Origin of the sequence: Planotetraspora thailandica, assembly GCF_016863335.1 — a bacterium.
Taxonomy (GTDB): domain Bacteria; phylum Actinomycetota; class Actinomycetes; order Streptosporangiales; family Streptosporangiaceae; genus Planotetraspora; species Planotetraspora thailandica.
In genome coordinates, this window is sequence record NZ_BOOR01000017.1 from 180,197 (window position 1) to 200,305 (window position 20,109).

Genomic DNA, 20,109 nt, shown 5'->3' on the forward strand with positions numbered 1-20,109 from the left:
ACGGCTTCTGTCATCAAGAAAGAGTTGTGACCTCGTGGCATCCCAGCTTTCCGCGTATGTTACCGACACCGCACCAGGGCGTGGCTCGCTGCGCCCGGCGCGCTCGTGGCTGCACTCCGATGCCCCCTCCCTTTCGCTGAACGGGCTGTGGCGGTTCCGTCTGTCACCGGCGGTGCCGGCGACAGAGGACCTCGCGGCCGAGGGCTTCGACGACGGCGGCTGGGATGACATCCCGGTGCCCTCTCACTGGGTGCTCCAGGGTGACGGCGCCTATGGCCGGCCGATCTACACGAACGTGCAGTTCCCGTTCCCGATCGACCCACCCCATGTCCCGGATGAGAACCCCACCGGCGACTATCGCCGCCACTTCGACCTGCCCGCCGGCTGGTCGGAGGCCGAGCGCGTCCTGCTGCGGTTCGACGGCGTCGAGTCGCTCTTCAAGGTGTGGGTGAACGGCGAGGAGATCGGCAGCGCGAGCGGCAGCCGGCTCGCCCACGAGTTCGACGTGACGTCGTCCGTACGGCCGGGCGGCAACGTCGTCGCGGTGCGCGTGCACCAGTGGTCGGCGGCCAGCTATGTCGAAGACCAGGACCAGTGGTGGCTGCCGGGCATCTTCCGCGATGTCACCCTGATCGCACGGCCGGCCGGGGGCATTGAGGACGTCTGGCTGCGAACCGGGTTCGAGAACGGGCGCGGCCGGGTCGAGACGGAGATCACCGCCGACGCGGCGGCGTTCCCGGTCACCTTTCGCCTCCCCGAGCTCGGCATCGAGCAGGTCTGGGCGACGGCGGCCGACGTGGCGCCGCTCGAGGTCGACGGCGTGGAGCCCTGGTCGGCCGAGCAGCCTCGTCTGTACGACGTCACCGTGTCGACGGCCGCGGAGAGCATCGCCCTGCGGGCGGGTTTCCGCACGGTCGAGATCCGCGGCGACCGGTTCCTGGTCAACGGCCGCCGCGTCGTGTTTCACGGGGTGAATCGCCACGAGACCCACCCCGAGCGCGGCCGCGTCTTCGACGAGGAGCACGCCCGCGAGGACCTGGCCCGCATGAAGCGGTTCAACGTGAACGCGATCCGCACCAGCCACTACCCACCGCATCCACGGCTGCTCGACCTTGCCGACGAGCTCGGATTCTGGGTCGTCCTCGAATGCGATCTCGAGACTCACGGCTTCGACAAGGTGGGTTGGGCCGGCAATCCCAGCGACGACCCGGCGTGGCGTGAGGCGTACCTCGACCGCATCCGGCGCACCGTCGAGCGAGACAAGAACCATCCGAGCATCGTGATGTGGTCGCTCGGCAACGAGGCGGGAACCGGCGGCAACCTCGCCGCGATGTCGGCGTGGGTCCACGCCCGCGACGCCGGACGACCCGTGCACTACGAAGGTGATCACGCCGGCGAATACACCGACGTCTACTCGCGCATGTACGCGTCGGTGCTCGAGACCGAGCAGATCGGAACCGACGGCTCACGTCGGCCGCTGATGAACTGCACTCCCGCACAGGGCGCCCGGCAGCGCACGAAGCCGTTCCTGCTCTGCGAGTACGCCCACGCGATGGGCAACGGGCCGGGGGCGCTCGACCAGTACGAGGCGCTCGTGCACGAGTATCCGCGGCTGCACGGCGGCTTCGTCTGGGAATGGCGCGATCACGGCATCCTGACGACGGCCCCGGACGGCACGCCGTACTACGCGTACGGTGGCGACTTCGGGGAGGTCGTGCACGACGGCAACTTCGTGATGGACGGCATGCTGCTGAGCAACGACGTCCCGACTCCCAGCCTCCACGAGTTCAAGGCGGTCGTGCAGCCGGTCCGCTTCACCTTCGACGGCGACGACGTCGTGATCAGCAACCTGCGGCACTCGGCTGACACCTCTGACCTGCGCTTCCGCTGGCGCGTCGAGCACGACGGGACGCTGGTGGAGTCCGGGGACATGGAGGTCCCCGTCGTCGCGGCAGGCGGGTCGGCGCGTATGCCGCTTCCACGGATCCCGGTGGCGCAGGACGCGGAGACGTGGCTCACCGTCGATGCGGTATCGGCCGTATCGACCGCGTGGGCGCCCGACGGGCATGTGATCGCGACCGCCCAGCTGGACCGTTCGGCGCGGCGTCCCGTGCCTGGTGTCCGGCCCGAAACCGATTGGCGGCGGAGCGACGGGACGCTGACGCTGGGAATCGCCGAGTTCGTCGACGGGGCCCTCGTGCGCCTCGCCGGCCGTACGGTGGCGGGCCCGCGGCTGGAACTGTTCCGAGCCCCGACCGACAACGATGAGGGCGCGTCCGAGGAAGTCGAGGAGAGCGACGCCGGCATCGCCGGGGTGTCCAACGCCGACCTGTGGCGTCGCGACGGTCTCGACCGGCTGACCACACGGCGGCTGTCCGTCGAGCGCACCGCCGAAGCCCTGCGGACGATCGACAAGGTCTCCGCGGCGAACTCCGCCCTGTCGGTGACGGTGGAGACGGTCTGGTCGCTTGTGGGCGGCGAACTCGAGTTGCGTGTGGAGATCGAGCCGTCGAGGGGTTGGCTGACGGTGTGGCCGCGGATCGGGATTCGTTTCGATCTGCCCGACGGCGCGGCTCCGGTCGACGGCGCCGAGTGGTTCGGCCTCGGCCCGCTCGAGTCCTACCCGGACAGTCTCCGTGCAGCACGCACCGGCCGTTTCTCCTCCACGATCGGCGACCTCTCCGTCGACTACGCCCGCCCGCAGGAGACCGGGCACCGCTCACAGCTGCGAGAGCTGACGCTGACGAGCGGCGGCGCCGACGTGCTGCGCATCGTGGCGTTCCCTGACACGCGCGGACGTCGTCCCGGCTTCACGCTCAGCCGCCACACTCCACAGCAGATCCCACGGGCCGGCCACGCATATGAGCTCCCGGGTTCGGCGACGAGTCACCTGATCATCGATGCGGCCCAGCACGGGCTCGGCTCACGGGCGTGCGGACCGGATGTGTGGCCGGAATTCGCGCTCCGCCCCGAAGCTCGCACGATCAGGCTGCGGATCGCAGCGGGCTAGGCACGCAGTGTCCGGACCGGCCGTCGTGTCACCGCTTGTCGACCATGACGTCGATGCTGTAATCCTGCGCCCGGTAGCAGTGGTCGCCGTACTCGACCCCGTTGCCCATGGCGTCGAAGGCGACGCGCGTCATCGTGAGAACGGGCTGGGAGGGCTTCAGCCCGAGGTGGCGCCGCTCGGCCGCGGTCGGCGGCCGTGCTCCGATCGTCTGGTGCGCGACGACCGGGCGCACGCCGCGGTCGCGCATCACGGCGTACAGCCCCGCCTGCTCGAGGTCCTCACGGGCGATGTCGTTGCACGCCGGCGGCAGCCAGTTGTGGAGGATGGCGAGTGGGCGGTCGTCGGACAGGCGCAAGCGGACGATCGCGAGCAGCTCGGCGTCGGCGGGCAGGTCGAGCGCGGTGGCCACACGCTCGTCCTGCACGAGCTCATGCTTGAGGACGGTGGTCGCGGGACGGCCGCCGTCACGCTTGAGGTCGTCGAAGAGGCTGGTGAGCTCGGCGCGCCGGTGCACCTTGCGGTTGGCGATCGTGGTCCCGAGCCCGCGCCGCCGCAGCAGGAGACCCTGGTTCACCAGCTCCTGTATGGCCCGCCGCACCGTCGGCCGCGACAGGCTGAGTCGCTCCGCGAGGGCGATCTCGTTCTCGAACGGGTCGCCGGGTTGCAGCCTGCCACTGGCGATCGCGTCGCTGAGCTGCTCCGCGAGCTGGTGGTAGAGGGGAACGGGGGAAGAGCGGTCGATCGAGACGTCCACTTGGATTGCCACGGGCCGAGTTTACTCCGGTATGCAAGAACGACGTTACGACAATATGTCAGTACAAAGTCTTGACGTAGCCTTTGGTCAACGGGCACGCTACGGCTGCTGAAACAGGGCCTCCTGCCACGGCGGGCACGGCCCAGTCACGTATCGGAACGGGGATCGCGAATGCGCATCGGGCTAGCGGGTGTCGGACGGATAGGCGCCTTCCATGCCAAGACCTTGGCGGCTCTCGACTTCGTCGACGAGCTCGTCGTGACGGACGCCGACCTCGGGGCGGCCAAGACCGTCGCCGACGAACTCGGGGCCGAGATCGCTCCGGACACCGAGGCGCTACTCGCGTCGGGCGTCGACGGCTTCGTGATCGCCGCGGCCACCCCCGCCCACGCACCACTGCTGCGCCAGGGCATCGCCGCGGGTGTGCCCACCTTCTGCGAGAAGCCGGTGGCCTCCACCCTTGAGGAGACCATCGAACTCGCCGGCCTCGTCGCGTCCAGCGGCGTGCCGGTGCACGTCGGTTTCCAGCGGCGGTTCGACGCCGGTTACCGGCGGGCCCGGGCGGCGGTGGAGTCCGGGGAGCTCGGGTTCGTCCACACCATCAGGGCGGGCACCCACGACCAGGCCCCGCCGCACGCGTCCTACATCCCGGTCTCCGGCGGCATCTTCCGCGACTGCAACGTGCACGACTTCGACATCCTCCGGTTCGTCTCGGGGCGGGAAGTGGCCTCCGTCTACGCGACGGGCGCCAACAAGGGCGCCGACTTCTTCTCCGCGGCCGGCGACGTCGACACCGCCGGAGCCCTGCTGACCCTGGACGACGGCACGATCGTGCTGATCTCCTCCACCCGCTACAACGGCGCCGGCCACGACGTCCGCATGGAGGTCCACGGCGAGAAGGGCACGATCGCCGTCGGCCTCGATCACTCACTGGCGATGCGCTCCGCCGAGGAGGGCGTCGACTTCCCCAGGGGCCCCCAGAAGTGGTCGTTCATGGAGCGCTTCCTCCCGGCGTACCAGGCCGAGCTCACCGCGTTCGCGGAGGTCGCCCGGGGCGAGCGGACCTCCCCGTGCACCGTCCGCGACGCGCTCGAGGCCTTCCGCATCGCCGAGGCGTGCGAACGCTCCCGCGCGGAGCGCCGCCCCGTCGCCCTTTCCGAGATCGAGGGAATCTGAGGACATGACCGCTGTGAACACCGCCGACACCCCCTCGTACCGCCGTCCCGTGGCCGGCCGAATCGCGGGTGCGCCCATCTCCTGGGGCGTCAGCGAGGTCCCCGGATGGGGCTACCAGCTCGAGCCGGACACCGTGCTCCGCCAGATGCGCGAGCTCGGCCTGACCGCCACCGAGTTCGGGCCCGACGGCTTCCTCCCCGACGACCCTCAGGCCAAGGCGGCCACGCTGGCCGGGTACGGGCTGAAGGCCGTGGGGCAGTTCGTCCCCGTGGTCCTGCACGATCCGGGTCACGACCCCCTGTCCGACGTCGAGCGCGCCATCGAGGGCCTGGTAGCCGCCCAGGCCTCCACCGTCGTCATCGCGGCCGCCACCGGCCAGGACGGCTACGACGAGCGCCCGGTCCTCGACGACTCGGGATGGTCGGCCCTGCTGGGCAACCTCGACCGGATCACCGACGCCGCGGCGGCCCACGGCCTGGTGGCCACGCTGCACCCGCACGTCGGCACGATGGTCGAGAGCGGCGAGGAGGCGGAGCGGGTGCTCGCCGGCAGCCGCATCGGCATGTGCCTCGACACCGGACATCTCCTCATCGGCGGGGGCGACCCGGTCGCCATGGCCGTACGGAATCCTGAGCGGATCGTGCACACCCACCTCAAGGACGTGCGGCTCGACTGGGCCAAGCGTGTGCAGTCCGGCGACGTGACCTACACCGAGGCGGTGGCCGGCGGCATGTACGTCCCGCTCGGCGAGGGCGACGTCGACATCCGGGCCATCGTGGCCGCGCTCGAAGGCAGTGGGTATGCAGGGTGGTACGTCCTCGAGCAGGACGCCATCCTCGCCGGCGCGCCGGCCGTCGAGGGACCGGGCCCGGTGGCGGACGTGCGGGCGAGCATCGCGCACCTGCTCGCCGTGGCCGGCGGCCCGAACGCTCCGGAGGCATAACGGATGACAGCGGCATACGACCTGGTGGCCATGGGCCGCGTCGGGGTGGACATCTACCCCCTCGACTCCGGCGTGGGCCTCGAGGACGTGGAGACCTTCGGGAAGTTCCTCGGAGGGAGTGCGACCAACGTCACCGTGGCCGCGGCGCGCTACGGGCGCAGAGCGGCGATCATCACGCGGACCGGCCGGGACCCGTTCGGCCGGTACGTCCACCGGGCGCTGCGTGACTTCGGCGTCGACGACGCGTTCGTCGCCGAGGTCGACGGCCCGCCCACACCGGTGACCTTCTGCGAGATCTTCCCGCCGGACCACTTCCCGCTGTACTTCTACCGCTACCCGACGGCCCCCGACCTGATGATCGAGGCGGCGGAGCTCCCCCTGGGCGCGATCCGCGAGGCCTCGGTCTTCTGGGCCACCGTCACCGGACTGTCGCAGCAGCCGTCGCGCGCCGCGCACTTCGCCGCCTGGGAGGCGCGCGGGCGGCGGCCGCACACCGTCCTCGACCTCGACTACCGGCCCATGTTCTGGCAGAACGCCGAGGAGGCCGCCGTACAGGTGGGCGAGGCCCTCGACCACGTCACCGTGGCCGTGGGCAACCGTGAGGAGTGCGAGGTCGCCGTGGGCGAGAGCGAGCCGCAGCGCGCGGCCGACGCCCTGCTCGAACGCGGAGTGGAGCTCGCGATCATCAAGCAGGGACCCAAGGGAGTGCTCGCCGCGACCGCCGACGAACGCGTCGAGGTGCCGCCGTTCCCCGTGGAGGTGGTCAACGGCCTCGGCGCCGGCGACGCCTTCGGGGGCGCGCTGGTCCACGGGCTGCTCGGCGGGTGGGACCTGCGCCGGGTGGTGTGGTTCGCCAACGTGGCCGGCGCGATCGTCGCCTCGAGACTCGAGTGCTCCAGTGCAATGCCTACCGAGGCCGAGGTCGAGGCCGCCCTCGCCGGCCGAGTTCAGGAGGGGGGACGATGACCACGACCTCGAGCCGTGCGGGCATCGCCGAGCTGACCGAGATCCGGGTGCGCGAGCCCGGGCGGATCATCGAAGGGTGGGCCGCCAGAGCACGCCGCGAGCTCGTCGGCGAGGACGGCCGGCTGCTCATCGTGGCCGCGGACCATCCCGCCCGTGGCGCGCTCGGCGTCCGCGACGACCGGGGGGCCATGGCCTCGCGCAGCAACCTGCTGGAGCGCCTCGCGACGGCGCTGTCCCGCCCGGGCGTCGACGGCGTGCTCGGCACGCCGGACGTGCTCGACGACCTGCTGCTCATGGGTGCGCTGGAGGGCAAGGTCGCCATCGGTTCGATGAACCGGGGCGGTCTGCAGGGCTCGGTCTTCGAGCTCGACGACCGGTTCACGGCCTACACGGCGCAGGAGATCGCCGCGAGAGGCCTGGACGGCGGCAAGATGCTGACCCGGATCTGCTACGACGACCCCGGCACCGTGGCCACGCTCGAGGCGAGCGCCCGCGCGGTGACCGAGCTGGCCGAGCACGGGATGATGGCGATGGTCGAGCCCTTCCTGTCGGTCCGCCAGGACGGCCGCGTGCGGAACCTGCTCGACCCCGACTCGACCATCACGTCGATCCACATCGCGGCGGGGCTCGGCGCGACGAGCCGGCACACCTGGCTGAAACTGCCGGTCGTCGACGAGCTGGAACGGGTCATGGACGCGACCACGCTGCCGACCCTCCTGCTCGGCGGAGATCCGAGCGGGCACCCCGACGAGACCTATGCCGCGTGGGGCCGGGCTCTGGACCTGCCCGCCGTACGCGGACTGGTCGTGGGGCGGGCGCTGCTGTTCCCCCCGGACGGCGACGTGGCCGCGGCGGTCGACATCGCCGCGGGTCTGGTGCACGGGCCCAGGCGATGAGCGACAACGAACGCTGGGTCCACCCCTTCGGGACGGCCGCCTCGGGCGAGTTCGAGGTGTCGATCGACGACGCCCTCGACGGCTGGACGCACACGAGCCTGCGGGTCGCCACGCTCGACCCGGGCGGGGCGCTGACCGTGGACACCGGCGACGACGAGGTCCTCGTCGTGCCACTGCAGGGAGGCCTCGAGGTCACGGCCGTCGACCACGCGGGTGAGCACCACGAGGCCCGGCTCTGCGGGCGGGAGAGCGTCTTCGCCGGTCCGACCGACGTCGCCTACGTACCGCGCGGCGCGCGCCTCACCCTGCGCAACCCCGGCGCCGACCAGGTGAGGGTCGCCCTTTGCGGCGCGAAGGCGACCAAGCGGGAGACGCCGCCGCCGTTCCGGCACGTGGCCGTCGCCGACGTCCCCGTCGAGCTGCGGGGAGCCGGTACGGCTTCGCGCGAGGTGCGCAACTTCGGCGTCCCGCAGGTGCTCGACGCCGACTCGATCATCGTGTGCGAGGTCGTCACCCCGGCCGGCAACTGGAGCTCCTATCCCCCGCACAAGCACGACGAGGAGCGCGAGGGCCTGGAGACCGAACTCGAGGAGATCTACTACTTCGAGGTCGGGACCGAGTCCGGCGGACCGGCCCAGGGCGCCGACCCCGTCGGCTACCAGCGGGTCTACGGCACGGACGCGCGCCCCATCGACGTGCTCGCCGAGGTCCGCACCGGCGACGTCGTGCTCGTGCCGCACGGGTGGCACGGCCCGGCGATGGCGCCTCCGGGATACGACCTCTACTACCTCAACGTGATGGCCGGCCCCGGCGCGACACGGGCCTGGCTGATCTGCGACGACCCCGCGCACGGATGGGTACGGGAGTCGTGGGCCCAGCAGGACGTCGATCCCAGGCTTCCGATCGGAGGAGTTCGATGACCGCGACCGCAGAGACGGTGCGCCTCACCGTGGGCCAGGCCGTCGTCCGGTTCCTGGCCAACCAGTGGAGCGAGCGCGACGGGCGGCGCCAGAGGTTGTTCGCCGGGTGCCTCGGGATCTTCGGTCACGGCAACGTCGCCGGGGTCGGCCAGGCGCTGCTGCAGAACGAGCTCGCCGGCGGCGAGGAGCGCCTGCCGTACGTGCTGGCCCGCAACGAGCAGGCGATGGTCCACACCGCGGTGGCCTACGCACGGCAGAAGGACCGCCTGCAGACGTGGGCCTGCACCGCGTCCGTCGGCCCCGGTTCGACCAACATGCTCACCGGTGCCGCGCTCGCCACCGTCAACCGGCTCCCTGTGCTGCTCCTGCCCTCGGGCACGTTCGCGACGCGGGTGGCCGGACCCGTGCTGCAGGAGCTCGAAGCGCCGTACGCCGCGGACGTCACCGTCAACGACGCCTTCCGTCCGCTGTCACGCTTCTTCGACCGGGTCAACCGGCCGGAGCAACTGCCCACGGCGCTGCTCGGCGCCATGCGGGTGCTCACCGACCCGGTGGAGACCGGCGCGGTGACCATCGCGCTGCCGCAGGACGTGCAGGCCGAGGCGTTCGACTGGCCCGTGGAGCTGTTCGCCGAGCGGGTCTGGCGGGTCGCCAGGCCCCTCCCCGAGGCCGTCGACATCGAGGAGGCGGCCGCGCTCATCCGGGCAGCGCGCAGGCCGATCGTCGTGGCGGGCGGCGGGGTCCACTACTCCGGCGCGGAGGACGCGCTGCAGGCGTTCTGCGAGGCGACCGGCATCCCGGTCGGCGAGACCCAGGCGGGCAAGGGCGCGCTGCCGCACGCCCACCCGCAGGCGATGGGCGCGGTCGGCTCGACGGGCACGACCGCCGCCAACGCCCTCGCCGGGGAGGCCGACCTCGTCATCGGCGTCGGCACCCGCTACAGCGACTTCACCACCGCCTCGCACACCGCCTTCCAGAACCCGGACGTCCGCTTCGTCAACATCAACGTCGCCCGATTCGACGCCGGCAAGCTCGCCGGGCTCTCGGTCGTCGCCGACGCGCGGGAGGCGCTCACCGCGCTGGCCGCCGCCCTCGACGGGCACGCGGTGGACCAGGCCCACCGGGGCCGCCAGGCCGAGCTCTGGCGCGACTGGGACGCGCGGGTGGAGGCGGCCCACAACCCGCCGGCCGAGGTCACCGACGCGCTCGCCGACGGCGTGCTCACCCAGAGCACCGTGCTCGGCTGCGTCAACGAGCTGTCCGACCCCCGGGACGTGGTGGTGTGCGCGGCCGGCTCCATGCCGGGCGACCTGCACAAGCTCTGGCGGGTCCGGGACCGCAAGGCCTACCACGTCGAGTACGGATTCTCCTGCATGGGCTACGAGATCCCCGGCGGCATCGGCGTACGGCTGGCCGACCCGGACAGGGACGTGTTCGTCATGGTGGGCGACGGCTCCTACCTGATGATGCCGACCGAGCTGGTCACCGCGGTCCAGGAACGGGTCAAGATCATCGTTGTGCTGGTGCAGAACCACGGCTTCCACTCCATCGGCTCGCTGTCGGAGTCGCTCGGTTCGCAGCGGTTCGGCACCCGGTACCGCTACCGCAACGAGGCCACCGGCCGCCTGGACGGGGAGAGGCTGCCGATAGATCTCGCCGCCAACGCCCGCAGCCTCGGCGCGACCGTCTTCGAGGTGCACAGCCGGGCCGAACTCGAGCAGGCGATCAAGAACGCCAAGGCCGCGCCCGCGGACGGCGGTCCCGTCGTCATCCACGTCGAGACCGACCCCACCATCCACGCGCCGGACAGCGAGTCCTGGTGGGACGTCCCGGTCAGCCAGGTCAGCGACCTCGACACCACGCAGCGGGCCCACGACGCGTACACGGCGCACAAGGCCACCCAACGCCCCTACCTGGCGCCGACGGAGAGGACCGACCGATAAGCCGCTTCGAGCGCCCCCGCCCCCGCCGACTTCTGCTCAGCTTTGCCGGGCCGTCATGCGCTCCGCTTCCTCACAGATCTTCTGCAATTGGTCGGCCGTGAGGCGGCGGGCATCCCAAATCAGTCCCGCGACCTCCAATCCCTTTGCCACTGACCGCTCAGTCAAATCTGTATCCGCGATAGCGGCAAGATCACCAACTGAAATATCAAGCAGGATCACAAGGTCAGCAAGCAATGGTTCCTCGCTGTCAGGCTTGGCGGGCGTAGGACGCGAGGCGTTGGGTGAGCGCGATGACGAGGTCGCGCAGTTCATCGGGGCGCTCGATGACGAACGGCCGGTCGAGTGAGGCGAGTAGCGGAGGCAACCAGTCGAGCCGCTCCGCCCGTAGCTCGACGCGCAGCCAGCGCTCGGCCGCCCGGTCCTTGTCTGCCGTGGGCGCGTGTTCCTCCAGGCTCGCGACGCTGGCGGGAAGGTGGGCGCGGATCTGCTCAACTGTCCCGTGGATCCGCAAGGTCACCTCGTGCCGGTACTCAGCCGTGGCGAACCCTGACAACACGCGCTGTGCCGGATCGAAACCCACGGGCGCCTCGAATGAGCCGGGCAGGGTCCTCGCGTCTGCGATGCGCTCGAGCCGGAAGGTTCGGTCCTCGCCGATCTCGGGGTCCTTGCCCGTGACGTACCACCGGCCCGAATGGGCGACGATCCCGTACGCGTGCAGCGTGCGTTCGCTGCGCCGGCCGTCGCGGTCGGTGTATCTGATCGAGACCGGTCGGCGGTGGCGTACCGCATCGGCGATGGCGAGCAGGACCCCGGCCTCAGGGGTGGCGAACTCGCCGGGCTGATCCGTGAAGGCGAGAGATTCCAGGAGCGTGTCGAGCCGGCGGGCGATGTGCTTGGGCAGCACCCGCCGGATCTTGGCCGAGGCCGTCTCGCTCGCGGTGTGACCTGCCGTCATCACCCCTGCTCGGCGGCCGACGACCAGGCCGAGCATCACGGCCAGCGCCTCGTCGTCGCTGAGCATGAGCGGAGGCAAACGGTACCCGGGGGCGAGCCGGTACCCGCCGTAGCGGCCGCGCACCGACTCCACGGGCACGTCAAGGTCGATCAGTTGGTCCACATACCGCCGCACGGTGCGCCCATCAACGCCGAGCCGGTCGGCGAGTTCGGCCACCGTCCGAGTGCCGCCCGACTGCAGCAACTCCAGGAGTGTCAGCACGCGGCCGGTGGGTCGAGGCATGTGCACAGCCTAAGGTGAATACAGGACCGATTCTGTCCACTATTTCTCCTAGTCTGCGACGTGCAGCGATTCCATCTGCCAAGGAGATCACCATGGACTTCGTCTCGATCCGCATCATCACCAGCGACGTCGCACGCCTCGTCGAGTTCTACGAGCGAGCCACAGGGGTGCAGGCGATGTGGGCCACCGAGGACTTCGCCGAACTCAAGACCCCCAACGCCACCCTCGCCATCGCCGGCACCCGCACCGTCCCGCTGTTCGCCCCGGGCTCTGCCCGTCCAGCGGACAACCAGAGCGTGATCACCGAGTTCCTCGTCGACGACGTGGACCGCATTCACCAGAACCTGACCGGCTTCGTCACCGACTTCGTCACCGAGCCCACCACGATGCCCTGGGGCAACCGGTCGCTGCTGTTCCGCGACCCCGACGGCAACCTCGTCAACTTCTTCACCCCCGTCACCCCTGCAGCCATCGAAAAGTTCGCACGCTGACGCCACGCACAGCCGCTCACGCGGGAGCCCTGAGATCCCAGGGCTCCCGATGAACGCGTCCCCGAGTCCAGGAGCGCCACCAGCCCGGCCCGCACCGCCGAGGCCGAGTACGGAGAGCGGCTGCTCCCGCGCCTGATCGCGGCCGGGCTCAGTGGCGCAGGGCGGCGCCGATCTCCGCGGCGGTCTCGGCCACCAGGCGACCCCACCGGATGTGGAGTTGCTCGTCGTGGCGCAGAGTGGGGACCGAGACCGCGACCGCTGCGACCGGTCGCCGCCTGGTGTCCAGTACGGCTGCGGCGATGGCCCAGATATGCCGCCGGTTCTCCTCAATCACCACCGCGTACCCGTCCGCGCGTACTTCGGCGACCTTCTCACGCAGCCGGTCCGGATCGGCGAGTGCCCGATCGGTCATCGGGACCAGGCCGCGGGCAATGACCTCCTCCAGCACCGCGTCGGGAAGCGCCGCGAGCACGCTACGACCGGATGCGGTGGCGTGGATCGGCGAACTCTGCCCCACGGGCACATAGGTCTGAACCGCCTGCTCACTTTCGACCCGGTCGATGATGACCATGCGCTCCGTACGGTCGGGGACCGAGAGGTGGACGGTTTCCTGCGTGGCATCGCGCAGTTGACGCATCGGAACTGCGGCGGCGTCGGTCAAGCTGCGTCCGTGGACCGACTTTCGGCCCACGGCCAAGGCTCGGCTGGTCAGCATCCACCGGGTCTGGACATCCTCGGTCGGCGCGATCCACCCGGCCTCCCGCAGTGTCACCAAGATGCGCTGCACCGAGGAGGTCGGCAATCGCAGCGACCGGGCGAGTTCGGCGACGCCGACCGGCTGCTGCTCAGCCACAGCCTCCAGCACCCGAAAGCTGCGCAGGACGCTCTGCATTGGGACCTCCGATCCCGTATGGGCGGCTCCGGACCGCGCCTTAGCTTGCCATGCCGCAATGCGGCATGTTCCTCGGGCGCGATCGGTAGCGCCCTGGCAGGTGCCGAGGTGGGAAGCCACCCAGCCACTCGTCGTGCATGCCATACAGTGGCATAGTATGCCGGACCACGGGATGAAGACGGACATATCCGACTTATGGAAGCCGTCGGCAGAAAACGCGATCAGACCTGGGGAGACCGATGACGAAGCGCTATGGGCAGTGGATCGGAGGGGCGGAGGTCGAGCCGGCGTCCGGTGAGTACCTGATCTGTCGCGAGCCAGGACGCCCGGACGTAGTTTGCGAGACCCCGGCCGGTTCGCGCGATGACGTCGACACAGCGGTGGCCGCCGCCAAGGCGGCGTGGGACGGCTGGCGTGCTCGCAAGCCGATTGAGCGCGGGCGGGTCCTCGCCGCGATCGCCGCCCGCCTACGCGCCGAAAGCGCATACCTCGCCGCCCTTGAGGCCGCGCAGGCCGGCAAGCCGCCCGGGCTGGCACCTTTGGAGATCGAGGCCGCCGCCACCTATTTCGAGTTCTACGCCGGCCTGGTCAATCATCCCGACGGCGAGGTGATCGACCTCGGCCCCGGCATGCACGCCTACACCGTGCGGGAGCCGTTCGGTGTCGTCGCGATCATCACGCCGTGGAACGCACCGCTGAACCAGGCCTGCCGTGGCATCGCCCCTGCGCTTGCGGTGGGCAACACCGTCGTCGCCAAGCCGTCGGAGTTCACCTCCGCCACCACGCTCGAACTGGCCCGGATCGCCACGCAAGCAGGCCTTCCCGACGGCGTGCTCAACGTCCTCACCGGCGACGCGGAATCGGTCGGCGCCCCTCTGGTCGAGCACCCCGATGTCCGCAAGGTGGCCTTCACCGGATCCGTCACGGCTGGTCGCGCCATCGGACGAGTCGCCGCGGAACGCATCATCCCGGTCACCCTGGAACTCGGCGGTAAGGGCCCTAACATCATCTTCGCCGACGCCGACCTGGCCGCCGCCGTCCGCGGCTCGATTCCCGCGTTCCTTGCCAACGCGGGCCAGATCTGCAGCGCGGGTACCCGCCTCCTGGTCCATGAGGACGTGCACGACCAGGTCGTCAATGCGCTGGTCGCCGGTCTCGCGACGGTTGAACCCGGAGTGGCCTACGGATCGATCACCACCGAGGCGCAGTTCGCGAAGGTTCAGTCCTACTTGCGGATCGCCGAGGAGGAGGGTGCGAAGTTGACGACCGGCGGAACCGTGCTCGACCGGCCTGGGTGGTACATCGCTCCGACGGTCTTCACCGAGGTGACCAATGACATGCGCATCGCACGGGAGGAGATCTTCGGTCCCGTGCTGTCGGTCATCCGCTTCGCCGACGAAGACGAGGCGGTGGCCATCGCCAACGACACACCGTACGGCCTGTCCGCGGGACTGTGGACCAGGGATCTGTCACGGGCGCACCGCGTCGCGGCGCGGCTCGAGGCGGGCCAGGTCTACGTCAACGAGTGGCAACACGGACTCGTCGAGGGCCCGTTCGGGGGCTACAAGCAGAGCGGCGTCGGCCGCGAGAAGGGCGCCGAGGCGCTCCACCACTACACCCAGACCAAGTTCGTCTCGATCCGCCTTTGACGGCGAAAAAATCCTGGTTTCTGATCGGCGACTTGGACACATCAACTCACGGGTCTCTATGAGGCCTTCAACAGGCGCGACATGTCAGCGCTGCTCGCAGCGCTCGCGGTCGATGTCGTGTGGCCGAACGGCTGGTAGGGCGGCACCGTCCGGGAACACGATGAAGTACGCGAATACTGGACACGCCAGTGGGCCCACATTGAACCGACCGTCGTACCCACCGGCTTCAGGAGCGAGAGCGACGGCCGCGTCGCCGTCACGGTGCACCAAGTCGTCCGCGACAAGGACGGCACAGTCATCATGGACGGCCAGGTCACACACATATACCGCTTCCTTGACGGCCTCGTGACGGACATGGAGATCCGCCAATAAGGCAGAGCGTGAACCTGGGCGCCAAGTGTCCGGTTGTCGTCCGCAGGATCGTGGATCCTTCGGTGTCTTGGAGCGTGCGTTGCTTACCGGGGCTGGGGGCGGAGCCCATCGAGGATGAGCCGGTGGATGTGCGCAGAGCGCGTACGGCTGGTTTCTGCGCCGGCGTGGCGAATCGCGGCGAAGGCGCCGGCGACCAGTGCCATTACCTCGTCGACGGCGAGGTCGGAGCGCACGGCGCCGGCTGCGTGCGCGCGATCCAGCAGGTCTGCGACATGGCGCGTGAGACCTGCCGCGACATCCGGGGCGGCGGTGCGCAAGTCGAACTCGGCTGCCGCTAGCGCGCTCTTCACCGCTACGTTCTCGGCGCCGCTGGCCATCATCGCCGACAGCAGCGTGAAGAGGGCTGCGGGATCGCTGGTCGCGGCAAGTGCTTCTGCTTCCGCCACCAGTTGCCAAAGCTGGTCGGTCGCGACGGCGAGATACAGCGCTTCCTTTGCCGGGAAGTGCCGGTGGACGGTGCCGGGGCCAACGCCCGCGCGGCGAGCGATCTCATCAAGCGAGACGCCAAGACCCTCCGTTGCGAACACCTGCTGTGCGGTCCGCAGGATCCGCTCGCGATTGCGGCGTGCGTCGGCCCGCAACTCCCTGTCGCTCCCGTGAGCTGGCGGCGGATTCGCTGGGGCCGGCTGAGGTGGCTGGCTGGACATGTCGGTATCAGCATAAGCGGTGCGCCGCACCGTATACTTTGACCATAACCGGGGCGACGCCCCGGTTAGAGGCCGCGCTGCTCATCATGATCCGATTCGTCAGCCACGAGGAGACCACGCCGATGACCACACGCGAGGACGCGAGCGCCCTGGTGCAGCGGATGCAGGAGTGCTTCAACAGCCGGCAATTCGACCAGGCCGCAGACCTGCACACCCCCGGCTTCTTCAGCCATCCGCTCGGCACCACAGGGTTCGAGGCGGGCAAGGACGCCTGGCGCACGCTCGTTGCCCGGTTTCCCGGCATGCGTGTCATCGCCCAGGACATCCTGGTTGACGGCGACAAGGCCGCCGTCCGCTCGACCGTCGAGGGGATCGCGGCTCCGGACGGCGACGCGCAGCCCATGCTGTTCGAGATCTTCCGCATCGACGACGGCCGGTTCGCGGAGATGTGGGGAGCCAGCACGGGATTCCCGTCCTCAGCCAGCCCCGAGGATTTAACCGCCGGGTGAGCTGACCGGTTCGGCAATCACAACGTGCCCCCGACCTGGTTCGCCGTCATCGCCGAATAAGTTGCACAAAGGCTGTCACAAGCCGGGAGGCTGTCCTGTCTTAGCTGGCGACCGGTTGGCAACGGGTGCGCCGGCGACAGGAAGGTTTGTCATGAAGATCGCAGTTATCGGCGGTACCGGCCTGATCGGCTCGCAGGTCGTGAAGAACCTCACGGCGGCCGGGCACGAGGCTGTGCCACATGCGCTCTCCACAGGCGTGAACGTCATCACTGGCGAGGGCGTCGACGACGCGGTCGCGGGCGCGGACGTCGTCGTCAACCTGACCAACTCCCCGACGTTCGACGATGCCTCCCCCGCCTTCTTCCAGACCTCGATGGACAACCTCCTCGCCGCGAGCGCGAAGGCCGGCGTCGGGCACTTCGTCATCCTGTCCATCGTCGGCGTCGACCAGGTGCCCGACCTCGTCTACTACCGGGCGAAGGCGCTTCAGGAGGACCTGCTGCGGGCGGGAAAGGTCCCGTTCTCGATCGTCCGCGCCACCCAGTTCATGGAGTTCGTCGAACCGACCATGTCCTGGACCTCCGACGAGAAGACCGTCCGCCTGCCCCACACCCCGATCCAGCCGATCGCGGCCGCCGACGTCGCCGCCGCGGTCTCGGAGGTCGCCGCCGGCGCACCGCTGAATGGCATCCGCAACATCGCCGGGCCCGAGGTCTTCGCCCTCGACGAGCTCGGCAGGATCACTCTGAAGGCCAAGGGCGACACCCGCACCATCGTCATCGACGACACCGCGGGCCTGTTCGCCGCGGTCAAGGGCGACGTCCTCACCGCCCCGGCCGACGCCGTCATCGCCCCCACCCGGTACGCCGACTGGCTCGCAACCCGCTGAACCAGCCACGCAGCACCGCCTAGAAGGTCTGCATAGGGCCGGCCGGTGGCATCCTGCCTGGTCCCCGCCACTCGCCCGCGCCGTCCACGAACGGTTGATCGTCTACAGCGAGGCTGATCGTGGCGGGGATGCCCTGGCGGGTCATCTTCGCGTAAGGGCACAGAGCGCTCGCCTGTGCGAGCAACGGGGTGGCCGACTCGCGCCCGACTCCGGGCCAGATCACGACGAGGTCAGCCCGCAGCCGGTAGTCACCGTCGTCGGGGCCACGGCCGAAAGCGACGGTCACCTCCACGAGGATGGGCTCAGGGTCGAGGAGATGCTGGCGGGCCACCCGGCTGAGGACGCTGTGAAAGCAGGCGGCGTATCCGGCGGCGAAGAGCTGTTCGGGGTTCGGGCCAAGGGTGTCGCCGCCCAGTTCCTTGGGCATCCGCAGTTCCACGTTGAGGGCTCCATCGGCGGAGCGCGCTCTGCCGATGGCCCGACCGTGGGCGGAGCTTCCGCCGCTGACGGCGACGTGTGTGATGTAGATCGGCTTGAACGCGGCGCCGCTGTCGTCATGGTCCGGATACAGGATCGGGTCGTTCACCGGTTGGGCCCTTCCATGCCGGGGCGACAAGGAGACTGCGGTAGGGGCGGGTTGGTCATCAGCGATGCCAGCGATGCAACTTGTCGGGATTCAGCACGATCCATACAGCGGTGACCTCGGTCCCGGCGACGCTCACGCTGACCACTGCCACAGCCTGGCCCGCCTGGCGCAGCACCAGACCCGTACGACCGTTGACGGACTCGACGGTCACATGAGTGCCGGGAGGACCGATCAGCAGAGCCGCGATGAACTGGGCAACCGCGTCCGCGCCGTAGGTCGGGCGCACTGAGGCGCGCAGCTTGCCGCCGCCATCGCTCACCACCAGCGCGTCGGCGGCCAGAACCGCCTTCAGTGCCGCCACGTCTCTCGTGTCGCACGCTGCCGCGAACTGCCGTGCGACACGATCATGCCGATCGAGCATCGCCTTCCGGGAACCGAGCTGACCGGAGAAGTGCGGCGCCGCGCCGCCGTGACGAACCGCAACGTCGGCAATGGGCACCGGGGCCGAGTCCGGCTCCGGTACGGCGCCGGCAGGCCGGAAGGTGGCAGGAGTGGCAAGCAATTCCAGGCAGATTCCCCCAGCGATCCTTGTCAGCCAGGCCCGCGGCACCGCGATGCCGGCACGTTCCTCATCGCCGAGGGCGTACCAGCGGCGATAGGTCTCTTGAACGATCCGGTCAGCCGTAGCGGCCGAACCGAACATCCACAAAGCGATCTCGAGCAGGTGCTGCCGTTCGTCGAGCATCTCCGCCAGCGACCTGGCGCCCGCCTCGGTCATGGCCTGCCGCCCTCGCCGGCCGAGCGGTCAGGAAAATCCCGGTGGGAGCGGGAATGCCTTTCCTCTTTCCTTGCCGTGGACAGGCCGGCGTCGCCGCCGGCTGAGGAGGTCGTCCGCACGATGTCCTCCGTTCTCGCAAATGTTGCAGGCTAAGACCGGGCAGCGGGTCCTGTTGTGACATCCCGAGGGGACGTCACCGGGATCATCATGAGGCGACGGCTCAGGGATCACGAAGCCCCGAGGTGCGGATCGGCACCGGTATCGAGCGGTTGGCGAAGCCGAGCGGCATGACCGCTGTCAACATGGTGTCGCCCCCGCGAGCGTGACCGTTCGAACGCGTCGAGTTTGGCCGGGTTGACGATCCACATCAGGTGATGGATGCCTTGCGGCGAGGCCTCGATGGTGAGAAGCGTGACACCGGTGCGGCCGCGGGGAACGAGCACGCCCGCGCGCCCGTTCGCTTCGACCCAGGTGAAGTCGGCCTCACTCCAGAACCGGGGTGCGAACGCGGCGACGAATTTCGCCACGCGTGCGCCCAGCAAGGGAAACCGCGCAGCCCCTCTGACTCCGCCTCCGTCGGAGGTGCTGACGACGTCGGCGGCGAAGAGAGATTCGAGGGCGGCGATGTTCCCTGTCTGGGCGGCGGCGAGGAAGGTCGCCAGCAGGCGTCGATGTTCGGTCTTGTCGACGGGCTCGTGTCGTGCGGCGTTCAGATGTCTGCGGGCGCGGCTCACGAGCTGGCGGACATTGACCGGGCTGACCTGCAGGATTTCGGCGATCTGCGGATAGGGGTAGTCGAAGGCTTCGCGGAGGACGTACGCGGCCCGCTCAGTGGGCTTGAGCCTCTCGAGTAACAGCAGGAAGGCCAGTTCGAGGGCTTCGCCTCGTTCCGCTCCTACTGTGGGATCGAGGCTGGTGTCGATGGGTTCGGGCAGCCAGGGCCCTATGTAGGCTTCGCGGCGCACCCGGGCGGACTGAGCGACGTTGATGGCCAGCCGGGTGGTGATCAATGCCAGGAAGGCCGGGGGGTTTTCGATGGTCGCGCGGTCGGTGTTCTGCCAGCGCAACCAGACTTCCTGAATGATGTCCTCGGCCTCTGCCGCGCTGCCGAGCATCCGGTAGGCGATGCCGAACAAGCGCGGGCGCAGCTCGACAAAGGCGGAGGCAGCCTGCTCGAGTGCGTTGTCCTGCTCCAGGAATTCTGCATGCATGGTTACCCGACTCCGCTGCATTGGTGTCAACTTCCCCATCGATTCGCAGCCGGCGATCCGTCCCCCGGTCGCGTGGAGCCGCACTCAGACCGCCCCGCGACGCCGCCGGATGGCGAGAGCGGCAGGACGAGCTCCGTTCAGCCCTGCACGTGGGCGACGGCGTCGAAAATGACAGCGGCC

19 protein-coding genes are annotated in these 20,109 nt (G+C 69.6%); 11 read left to right on the plus strand and 8 right to left on the minus strand.

What is annotated here, in order from left to right; genetic code table 11:
- The first annotated feature begins 34 nt into the window (after window positions 1–34).
- Window positions 35–3,010 carry a glycoside hydrolase family 2 TIM barrel-domain containing protein gene (locus Pth03_RS13995; protein ID WP_203944665.1) on the plus strand — a complete coding sequence of 992 codons (2,976 nt, stop codon included), beginning with the start codon at window positions 35–37 and terminating at the stop codon, window positions 3,008–3,010.
- 28 nt (window positions 3,011–3,038) lie between these two features.
- Here Pth03_RS13995 and Pth03_RS14000 read toward each other — a convergent pair whose 3' ends face one another.
- A complete protein-coding gene (locus Pth03_RS14000; protein WP_239119017.1) occupies window positions 3,039–3,776 on the minus strand; it encodes a GntR family transcriptional regulator in 738 nt (245 codons plus the stop codon).
- Window positions 3,777–3,935: 159 nt separating this feature from the next.
- Here Pth03_RS14000 and Pth03_RS14005 point away from each other — a divergent pair, with 159 nt between their 5' ends.
- The 6 genes from Pth03_RS14005 to iolD are packed head-to-tail and all read left to right on the plus strand — an operon-like array spanning window position 3,936 to window position 10,608.
- Window positions 3,936–4,940, plus strand: coding sequence for a Gfo/Idh/MocA family protein (locus Pth03_RS14005; RefSeq protein WP_203944666.1), 1,005 nt, complete (start codon window positions 3,936–3,938; stop codon window positions 4,938–4,940).
- Between the two features lie 4 nt (window positions 4,941–4,944).
- The gene (locus Pth03_RS14010; protein ID WP_203944667.1) at window positions 4,945–5,883 is read left to right on the plus strand and encodes a sugar phosphate isomerase/epimerase family protein; all 939 of its coding nucleotides are present in this window, start codon (window positions 4,945–4,947) and stop codon (window positions 5,881–5,883) included.
- Window positions 5,884–5,886: 3 nt separating this feature from the next.
- Window positions 5,887–6,849 (plus strand): 5-dehydro-2-deoxygluconokinase, encoded by a 963-nt coding sequence (iolC, locus tag Pth03_RS14015; RefSeq protein ID WP_203944668.1) that lies wholly within the window; start codon window positions 5,887–5,889, stop codon window positions 6,847–6,849.
- Window positions 6,846–7,745, plus strand: coding sequence for a class I fructose-bisphosphate aldolase (locus tag Pth03_RS14020; RefSeq protein WP_203944669.1), 900 nt, complete (start codon window positions 6,846–6,848; stop codon window positions 7,743–7,745). The genes iolC and Pth03_RS14020 overlap by 4 nt, the downstream gene beginning before the upstream one ends.
- Complete coding sequence (gene iolB, locus Pth03_RS14025) at window positions 7,742–8,665, plus strand: 5-deoxy-glucuronate isomerase (protein ID WP_203944670.1); 924 nt, start codon at window positions 7,742–7,744, stop codon at window positions 8,663–8,665. Before Pth03_RS14020 ends, iolB begins: the two co-directional genes overlap by 4 nt.
- Window positions 8,662–10,608 carry a 3D-(3,5/4)-trihydroxycyclohexane-1,2-dione acylhydrolase (decyclizing) gene (iolD, locus tag Pth03_RS14030; RefSeq protein WP_203944671.1) on the plus strand — a complete coding sequence of 649 codons (1,947 nt, stop codon included), beginning with the start codon at window positions 8,662–8,664 and terminating at the stop codon, window positions 10,606–10,608. Before iolB ends, iolD begins: the two co-directional genes overlap by 4 nt.
- A 36-nt stretch (window positions 10,609–10,644) precedes the next feature.
- Here iolD and Pth03_RS14035 read toward each other — a convergent pair whose 3' ends face one another.
- Together Pth03_RS14035 and Pth03_RS14040 are read right to left on the minus strand one after the other, a co-directional pair.
- Window positions 10,645–10,842 (minus strand): hypothetical protein, encoded by a 198-nt coding sequence (locus tag Pth03_RS14035; RefSeq protein ID WP_203944672.1) that lies wholly within the window; start codon window positions 10,840–10,842, stop codon window positions 10,645–10,647.
- A gap of 13 nt (window positions 10,843–10,855) precedes the next feature.
- Entirely contained in the window at window positions 10,856–11,845 is a 990-nt protein-coding gene (locus Pth03_RS14040; RefSeq protein WP_203944673.1) for a helix-turn-helix transcriptional regulator, read from the minus strand.
- Between the two features lie 92 nt (window positions 11,846–11,937).
- Between Pth03_RS14040 and Pth03_RS14045 the strand changes: the two genes are divergently transcribed.
- Window positions 11,938–12,336 (plus strand): VOC family protein, encoded by a 399-nt coding sequence (locus Pth03_RS14045; protein ID WP_203944674.1) that lies wholly within the window; start codon window positions 11,938–11,940, stop codon window positions 12,334–12,336.
- A 148-nt stretch (window positions 12,337–12,484) separates the two neighbouring features.
- Here the strand turns inward: Pth03_RS14045 and Pth03_RS14050 are convergent, their stop codons facing one another.
- On the minus strand, window positions 12,485–13,228 hold the full coding sequence (locus Pth03_RS14050) for an IclR family transcriptional regulator (protein ID WP_203944675.1): 744 nt from the start codon (window positions 13,226–13,228) through the stop codon (window positions 12,485–12,487).
- Window positions 13,229–13,467: 239 nt separating this feature from the next.
- Between Pth03_RS14050 and Pth03_RS14055 the strand changes: the two genes are divergently transcribed.
- Window positions 13,468–14,877: an aldehyde dehydrogenase family protein gene (locus Pth03_RS14055; protein ID WP_203944676.1), complete on the plus strand. Its 1,410-nt coding sequence runs from the start codon at window positions 13,468–13,470 to the stop codon at window positions 14,875–14,877.
- A 455-nt stretch (window positions 14,878–15,332) separates the two neighbouring features.
- Here Pth03_RS14055 and Pth03_RS14060 read toward each other — a convergent pair whose 3' ends face one another.
- Complete coding sequence (locus tag Pth03_RS14060; protein WP_203944677.1) at window positions 15,333–15,890, minus strand: SbtR family transcriptional regulator; 558 nt, start codon at window positions 15,888–15,890, stop codon at window positions 15,333–15,335.
- Window positions 15,891–16,042: 152 nt separating this feature from the next.
- Here Pth03_RS14060 and Pth03_RS14065 point away from each other — a divergent pair, with 152 nt between their 5' ends.
- Together Pth03_RS14065 and Pth03_RS14070 are read left to right on the plus strand one after the other, a co-directional pair.
- Window positions 16,043–16,465 (plus strand): ester cyclase, encoded by a 423-nt coding sequence (locus Pth03_RS14065; RefSeq protein ID WP_239119018.1) that lies wholly within the window; start codon window positions 16,043–16,045, stop codon window positions 16,463–16,465.
- Window positions 16,466–16,616: 151 nt separating this feature from the next.
- On the plus strand, window positions 16,617–17,354 hold the full coding sequence (locus tag Pth03_RS14070) for an SDR family oxidoreductase (protein WP_203944678.1): 738 nt from the start codon (window positions 16,617–16,619) through the stop codon (window positions 17,352–17,354).
- A 19-nt stretch (window positions 17,355–17,373) separates the two neighbouring features.
- Here the strand turns inward: Pth03_RS14070 and Pth03_RS14075 are convergent, their stop codons facing one another.
- The 3 genes from Pth03_RS14075 to Pth03_RS14085 all read right to left on the minus strand — a co-directional run bounded on the left by Pth03_RS14075 (window position 17,374) and on the right by Pth03_RS14085 (window position 19,929).
- Window positions 17,374–17,940 (minus strand): Ohr family peroxiredoxin, encoded by a 567-nt coding sequence (locus tag Pth03_RS14075; RefSeq protein WP_203944679.1) that lies wholly within the window; start codon window positions 17,938–17,940, stop codon window positions 17,374–17,376.
- A gap of 58 nt (window positions 17,941–17,998) precedes the next feature.
- Complete coding sequence (locus Pth03_RS14080; RefSeq protein ID WP_203944680.1) at window positions 17,999–18,718, minus strand: nuclear transport factor 2 family protein; 720 nt, start codon at window positions 18,716–18,718, stop codon at window positions 17,999–18,001.
- Window positions 18,719–18,945: 227 nt separating this feature from the next.
- Complete coding sequence (locus Pth03_RS14085) at window positions 18,946–19,929, minus strand: RNA polymerase sigma-70 factor (RefSeq protein WP_203944681.1); 984 nt, start codon at window positions 19,927–19,929, stop codon at window positions 18,946–18,948.
- Between the last annotated feature and the right edge of the window lie 180 nt (window positions 19,930–20,109).